Here is a 7,011-nt window from a genome sequence, read left to right as displayed (position 1 = left end):
CGCGACCTCGGCCCGATCGTGGCGATGTGGCTGGTCAGCCTGGGCATCCTGGTCCGCCAGAAGGACCTGGGCTCGAGCCTGCTCTTCTTCGGCCTGTTCCTGGTGATGCTCTACATCGCCACCGAGAGACCGGGGTGGCTGGTCGTCGGCGGAGCCATGTTCTTCGCCGGCGCCTTCATGGCCTACCAGCTCTTCGGCCACGTCCAGAACCGCGTCAACATCTGGCTGGACCCGTTCCCCTACTTCGACAAGACCCCCGGAAGCGGGCAGATCGTCGAGTCGATGTTCGGGATGGCCTGGGGTGGGCTGATCGGCCGCGGCTTCGGGGAGGGCTCCCCGCAACGGATCCCGTTCGCCGAGTCCGACTTCATCCTCGGCGCGATCGGCGAGGAACTCGGGCTCACCGGCGTCATCGCCGTGATCCTGCTCTACGGCCTCATCGTCGAGCGTGCCCTGCGGGCGGCGCTGATCTGCCGGGACGGCTTCGGCAAGCTGATGGCCGCCGGTCTCGCCGGCGCGCTGGCCCTCCAGGTCTTCGTCGTCATCGGCGGCGTCACCGGGCTGATCCCGCTGACCGGTCTGACCACCCCGTTCCTGTCGTACGGCGGTTCGTCACTGGTCGCCAACTGGGTGATCATCGCGCTCCTGCTGCGGATCTCCGACCAGGCCCGACGTCCCATCCCGGACCTGTCCGGGACGAGCGACACGGAGACCGACATGGAGTCGACCCAGGTGGTGAAGCTGTCGTGAACAAGCCGATCCGCACCATCGCCGTCTTCTGCCTGCTGCTCTTCGTCGCGCTGATGGCCAACGCCACCTACCTGCAGTACTACAAGGCCGGCGACCTCAACGACGACGGCCGCAACCGTCGGGTGATCGAGTCGTCGTTCGCCCGGGAGCGGGGCGCGATCCTGGTCGGCCGCACCCCGGTCGCCGAGAGCGTGCCGTCCGACGACCGGTTCAAGTTCCAGCGCACCTACCCGCAGCCGTTCAAGTACGCGCCGATCACCGGGTGGTTCTCCTACTTCGGCCAGACCGGGGTGGAGAAGGCGCAGAACCCGGTGCTCTCCGGCGAGGACTCCCGGCTCTTCGTCACCAAGCTGGTCGACCTGCTGAGCAACAACGCCTCCAAGGGCGGCAACGTCCAGCTCACCCTGAACGCCGCCGCCCAGAGCGCCGCCTTCGACGGTCTCTCCGCGCTGCCCGGCAACGTCCAGGGTTCGGTGGTCGCGCTCGACCCGAGCACCGGCAAGATCCTCGCGATGGTCTCGCTGCCGACCTACGACCCGAACCTGCTGGCCTCGCACGACCTGACCAAGGTCAGCGACTCCTACGAGCGGCTCAACAACGACCCCGACGAGCCGCTGCTGAACCGGGCGATCCAGACCCGGCTCGCCCCCGGATCGACGTTCAAGGTGGTGACCGCGGCGGCCGCGCTCGAGTCCGGCAACTACACCGCCAGCGACATGGTGCCGGGTGGTGCGACGTACCAGCTGCCGCTGACCGGCAACAGCCCGTCCGGCGTGATCGACAACGAGGGCCGCGACTGCGGCAGCGGCCGGATCCCGTTCACCCAGGCGATGGAGAACTCCTGCAACACCACGTTCGCCGCGCTGGCCAACGAGCTCGGAGCGGACGCGCTGGTCAAGCAGGCCGAGGCCTTCGGCTTCAACAGCACCTACCTGAAGGACTTCGGACCGCAGGCGCAGTCGAACATGCCCACCGACATGGACGACGCCCAGGTCGGCCAGGCCGGCTTCGGCCAGTTCGAGGTCCAGGCCACGCCGCTGCAGATGGCGATGGTCGCGGCGGGGATCGCCAACGACGGCACCGTGATGCGGCCCTACCTGATCGACGAGGTCCAGTCTCCCGAGCTCGACGTGCTCGACAAGACCGAGCCGAGCGAGCTCTCCCGGGCGATGTCGCCCGCGAACGCCGCCGAGCTGACCAAGCTGCTCGTCGCCACCGTCGACTCCGGCACGGCCTCCCCGGCCGCGATCCCGGGCGTCCAGGTGGCCGGCAAGACCGGGACCGCCCAGTCCGGGATCGAGGACGCGCCGCCGTACGCCTGGTTCATCTCGTTCGCGCCCGCCGACGACCCTCGAGTCGCGGTGGCCGTGATGATCCAGCGCGCCGACGTCGCCCGCGGCGAGATCGCCGGCGGCCTGCTCGGCGGCCCGATCGCGAAGTCCGTGATGGAGGCGGTGCTGCGATGACCGAGCAGAGCCCGCACGGGTACGCCGACGACGCGCACCGCTACCGGTTGGAGTCGCGGATCGCGACCGGCGGGATGGGCGAGGTCTGGAAGGCCACCGACACCACCCTGGGCCGTGAGGTCGCGGTCAAGCTGCTCAAGCCCGAGTACGCCGACGACGCCCGCTTCCGCTCCCGCTTCGAGACCGAGGCCCGGCACGCCGCCTCGCTGCACCACCCGAACGTCGCCGCCGTCTACGACTTCGGCGAGGCCGAGGGCACCGACCAGTCGGTCGTGCACCGACCGTTCCTGGTGATGGAGCTCGTCGACGGCCAGCCGCTCTCCGCGCTGCTGCGCCCGGGGCACCCCCTCGACCCGCAGGCCACCCGGGACCTGCTCGCCCAGGCCGCCGACGCGATCGGCGCCGCGCATGCGGCCGGGATCGTGCACCGCGACGTCAAGCCCGCCAACCTGCTGGTCACCCCGGACCGGCAGATGAAGATCACCGACTTCGGCATCGCCCGCGCCGCCCAGGGGATGGCGCTGACCGAGACCGGCCAGGTGATGGGCACCCCGCAGTACCTCTCCCCCGAGCAGGCGCGCGGCGACTCCGCGACCCCGGCCTCGGACGTCTACTCCCTGGGCGTCGTGGCCTACGAGTGCCTGGCCGGGAAGCGCCCGTTCGTGGCCGACTCCCCGGTGGCCACCGCGCTGGCCCACCTGCGCGAGCCGGTCCCGGAGCTGCCCGGCGACGTCCCCGCGGACCTCGCTGCCGTCGTACGACGGGCGCTGTCGAAGGCCCCCGAGGACCGCTTCCCGGACGCGACCGCCTTCGCGGCGGCCCTGCGCGACCCGGCCACCGCCGTACGGAACGCGCCGCCGCTGGCCGCCGGTGCAGCTGCCGGCGCCGCCGGTGCCGCCGCCGCGGCGGGTGCGGACGCGTCCTCCACCCAGGTGATGCCGGCCGCCACCGCCGGCACCCCGACCCCTGCTCCCACGCCGACCTCGCCGTCCCGGCCACCGGCTTCCCCGGTCCGGCCGCGCGGCAACGGGTGGGTCGCGGTGCTGGTGGCGCTGGTGCTCGCGCTGGCCCTGGTCGTGGGCTACCTGCTGTTCACCATGGACGACGACCCGGTGGCCACCCCCACCGACGACCGCACCCGCACGCCCAGCGCCGCCCCGACCACCGCGACCACCGAGCCGACCGAGGACGCGGGGATCGAGGTCGACGAGAGCGACTACATCGGCCGCGACGTCAAGGAGGTCGAGTCGGAGCTGAAGGACCTCGGCCTGAGGGTCCGCAAGGAGAAGCTCGACAACCCCGGCGACGAACAGGAGGACACCGTCGAGGGCGTGAACCCGTCCGGCACCCTGCAGGAGGGCGACGAGGTCACCGTCTCCTACTGGGGCAAGCCGGCCGAGGAGCCGGAGCCCAGCCCGACCGAGACCACGGCACCTCCGACACCGACCGAGACCGCCACCAGCTCCTCCCCCTCGTCCTCCCCGTCGTCCTCGCCGGCAGCCGGGAGCTCCTCCTCGCCCACCAGTGGAAGTTCACCCTCCTCGTCACCAGCAGCAGCACCGTCCTCGTCCCCCAGCGCCAGTGCATCCCCGAACAATTAAGGTGAAGGTTTCCCGGAGATGACCAACCCCCAGACCGTCGGCGGCCGCTACGAGCTTGGTGAGCTCCTGGGCCGCGGAGGCATGGCCGAGGTACGCAAGGGCATCGACACCCGGCTGGGGCGGACGGTGGCGGTCAAGCGCCTGCGCACCGACCTGGCCAGCGACGCCACCTTCCAGGCGCGGTTCCGACGCGAGGCGCAGTCCTCGGCGTCGTTGAACCACCCGGCGATCGTGGCGGTCTACGACACCGGCGAGGAGATGACCGCCGACGGCATCGCCCAGCCCTACATCGTGATGGAGTACGTCGCCGGCCGGACCCTGCGCGACATCATCCGGGAGGGTCGCAAGATCCTGCCCGAGCGTGCCCTGGAGATCACCAGCGGTGTGCTCTCCGCGCTCGACTACAGCCACCGCGCCGGGATCATCCACCGCGACATCAAGCCCGGCAACGTGATGCTGACCCCGAGCGGCGACGTGAAGGTGATGGACTTCGGGATCGCCCGGGCGATCAGCGACGCCTCCTCGACGATGACCCAGACCGCGGCCGTGGTCGGCACGGCGCAGTACCTCTCGCCCGAGCAGGCGCGCGGCGAGACCGTGGACTCCCGCTCCGACGTGTACTCGGCCGGCTGCCTGCTCTACGAGCTCCTCACCGGTCGCCCGCCGTTCGTGGGCGACAGCCCGGTGGCGGTCGCCTACCAGCACGTCCGGGAGCCGGCGACCCCTCCCTCGGACCACGACACCTCGCTGCCGCCCGAGATCGACGCGATCGTGATGAAGGCGCTCACCAAGCGCCTCGAGGACCGCTACCAGTCCGCCGCGGCGATGCGCAGCGACATCGAGCGCTTCCTGGCCGGTCGGCCGCTGCAGGCGGCGGCCCCGCCCCCGCCGCCGCCCACCCAGGCCACCAGCGTGATCCCCTCGGTGCCGCCGCTGCCGGTCGCGCCGACGAACTTCACCCCGACCACCCCCACGCCCACGGCGTACGCCGAGGAGGAGGAGCGCAGCTCGCGCACCGGCCTGCTGGTCGCCCTGGCCTTCCTGCTGGTGCTGCTGATCGCGGGGGCGGCCTACCTGATGCCGCGGATGTTCGAGAGCCCGCCGGAGCAGGTCTCGGTCCCGAACCTGATCAACCTGACCGAGGACCAGGCCCGCCGCGCGATCGGCGACGCCAACCTGTCGGTGGGCCGGGTCGACTACGAGGCGAACTCCGACGTGGGCAAGGACAAGGTGATCAGCCAGGACCCGAACCGGGCCCAGTACGTCGCCCCGGGCACCGCCGTCGACTTCGTCGTCTCCACCGGCAAGCCGCTGGTCGCGGTGCCCTCGGTGGCCGGCCAGGACCGGGAGTCCGCCCGCTCGACGCTGGTCAACGCCAACCTGAAGGTGAAGCTGCGCGAACGCGAGTCCGACCAGCCGCAGGGGCAGGTGCTGGGCACCGACCCCGAGGCCGGGCAGAGCGTCCCGGAGGGCGCCACCGTGACGGTCTTCTACTCCGACGGGCCCGAGCAGGTGCCCGGGGTCGTCGGTCTGCAGCGCAAGGAGGCCGAGCGGATCATCAAGGAGGCCGGCTTCGAGCCGCGCGTGGTGGAGTCGACGGCCACCACAGAACCCAAGGGCACGGTGATCGACCAGAGCCCCGAGGACGGTCAGACCGCCCCCGAGGGGTCGACGGTGACGATCGTGGTCTCCGCCTACGAGGAGCCGACCGAGGAGCCCTCGCCGACCGAGACGCCCACGGAGACCCCCACCGAGTCCCCCTCGGAGACCCCGGTGGCCGGGATCGGTCAGCAGTCGCGCTCGACCGTCATCCCAGGGGAGCCGCGTAGCTCAGGTCGAGCAACCCGTCGTACGCAGGGGCTGTGAGGTTGTCCTCGAAGGCCATCGACCAGCCGACCGAGATCTCCGGGTCGGCCGCCTGCGCCCGGTAGAGCTGGACGTAGTCGTCGGAGTCGAGGGAGTTGATCAGGTCCGCCTGGTCGCCGATCGCCTGGATCACGTACGGCTGTGAGTAGGGCACGCCCTGGAGTTGGACGGCGTTCCCCTCGCACTTGATGCCGGTGGTGCTGACCACCCGCTGGCCCTGGATCGTGACGGCGCGGGCGCCGCCCTTCCACATCGCGTTCACCACGGCCTGGATGTCCTGCTGGTGGACGACCAGGAAGTTGAGGTTCTGGGTGGTCGCGTTGATGACGCTCTCCGGGGCGTCGGAGAGCACGACCGTCACGCCCGGGCCGCTGCGCGGGGCCAGCCCGGCGGGATCCTTGAGCTTCTCGATCCGGTCCTGGTAGCGGCTGACCTGCCGGTCCTGCACGGAGTCGGTGAGCCGCGCGACCTCGGCGTTCAGCGAGGCGACGCGCTGCTTGAGCTTCTCGTAGTCCTGGGCCTCGTTGCGCACCAGCGAGGCGAGGTCGGTGTAGCGGCCCGGCCGCAGGTCGGTGCCCTGGCTGTTGTTCGCGCTGACCACGAAGAGTCCGCCGCAGAGCAGCACCACCACCGGGGTCCCGATCCGCCACGGGCGGCGGGTACGGCGCGCCACATGCGGACGAGGGTGTTCGTCCTGTGCGGGCCGTGCGTGAGTACCGGGGGTCACGGCTACTAAGGTAGCCCGGGACCCATGACGGCACGTCATGGGCAGCACGCGTCGATTCGAGGAGTACCCCGTGTCCAAGCAGAAGGCCAAGGACCACGACTTCCTGGCACCCCAGCGTCCGCCGTTCTTCACGGTGCGGACGGTCTTGGCGCTCCTGCTCGTCGTACTGGGCATCGCCTGGATCACGTTCTACTACGTGGTCGTCCGGGTGGACCCGACGGTGCTGCCCGCGCCGAAGGCCGGCGGCCCCGGATTCATGGGCGACATCGAGAACTGGAACTATTTGATCGGCTTCGGCCTGCTCATGGTCGGCCTGATGGTCTCGGCCCACCCGGACACCCCGCTGGGCGTCGGTCGCGGGGTCGTGGTCGGGATGCTCGGCTGCTTCCTGCTCGGCCTGCTGTGGATCTGCACGTTCTACGTGATCAGTGACGACACCTCGCGTCTCCCGATCTTCAACGACCTCGGTCAGTACAACCTGCTGGTCGGGATCGCCTTCATGGCGGTCGGCTTCACCTTCGCCACCCGCTGGGAGTGACCTGCCAGTTGTGGTTGCCCCCAGACCGCTGACCTGCCAGTTGTGGTTGCCCCCAGACCGCTG

6 protein-coding genes are annotated in these 7,011 nt (G+C 70.7%); 5 read left to right on the top strand and 1 reads right to left on the bottom strand.

Going from position 1 to position 7,011, the window contains the following annotated elements; translation table 11 throughout:
* From ABZE72_RS14890 to pknB, 4 genes are all read left to right on the top strand, one after another.
* A partial coding sequence (locus ABZE72_RS14890; RefSeq protein WP_372729816.1) for an FtsW/RodA/SpoVE family cell cycle protein occupies positions 1-750 on the top strand: 750 nt, incomplete at its 5' end.
* Positions 747-2,216: a peptidoglycan D,D-transpeptidase FtsI family protein gene (locus ABZE72_RS14885; RefSeq protein WP_372729815.1), complete on the top strand. Its 1,470-nt coding sequence runs from the start codon at positions 747-749 to the stop codon at positions 2,214-2,216. The genes ABZE72_RS14890 and ABZE72_RS14885, both read left to right, overlap by 4 nt.
* Positions 2,213-3,817: a serine/threonine protein kinase gene (locus ABZE72_RS14880; RefSeq protein ID WP_372729814.1), complete on the top strand. Its 1,605-nt coding sequence runs from the start codon at positions 2,213-2,215 to the stop codon at positions 3,815-3,817. Before ABZE72_RS14885 ends, ABZE72_RS14880 begins: the two co-directional genes overlap by 4 nt.
* A gap of 18 nt (positions 3,818-3,835) precedes the next feature.
* Positions 3,836-5,683 (top strand): Stk1 family PASTA domain-containing Ser/Thr kinase, encoded by a 1,848-nt coding sequence (pknB, locus tag ABZE72_RS14875; RefSeq protein ID WP_372729813.1) that lies wholly within the window; start codon positions 3,836-3,838, stop codon positions 5,681-5,683.
* On the opposite strand, the gene ABZE72_RS14870 is transcribed toward pknB, so the two are convergent.
* A complete protein-coding gene (locus ABZE72_RS14870; RefSeq protein WP_372729812.1) occupies positions 5,625-6,356 on the bottom strand; it encodes a DUF881 domain-containing protein in 732 nt (243 codons plus the stop codon). The genes pknB and ABZE72_RS14870 overlap by 59 nt on opposite strands.
* A gap of 124 nt (positions 6,357-6,480) precedes the next feature.
* Here ABZE72_RS14870 and ABZE72_RS14865 point away from each other — a divergent pair, with 124 nt between their 5' ends.
* A complete protein-coding gene (locus tag ABZE72_RS14865; protein WP_372729811.1) occupies positions 6,481-6,948 on the top strand; it encodes a cell division protein CrgA in 468 nt (155 codons plus the stop codon).
* The last annotated feature ends 63 nt before the right edge of the window (positions 6,949-7,011 follow it).

Source organism: Nocardioides sp., assembly GCF_041600255.1.
Classification (GTDB): Bacteria; Actinomycetota; Actinomycetes; order Propionibacteriales; family Nocardioidaceae; genus Nocardioides.
Note: the sequence above shows the minus strand (reverse complement) of the source record. Positions and strands in the feature narration are given on the sequence as shown.

Bases quoted from the DNA above. Each gene is read 5' to 3' on its own strand.
- pknB (WP_372729813.1), top strand. From the start codon at position 3,836: ATGACCAACCCCCAGACCGTCGGCGGCCGCTACGAGCTTGGTGAGCTC.
- ABZE72_RS14880 (WP_372729814.1), top strand. From the start codon at position 2,213: ATGACCGAGCAGAGCCCGCACGGGTACGCCGACGACGCGCACCGCTAC.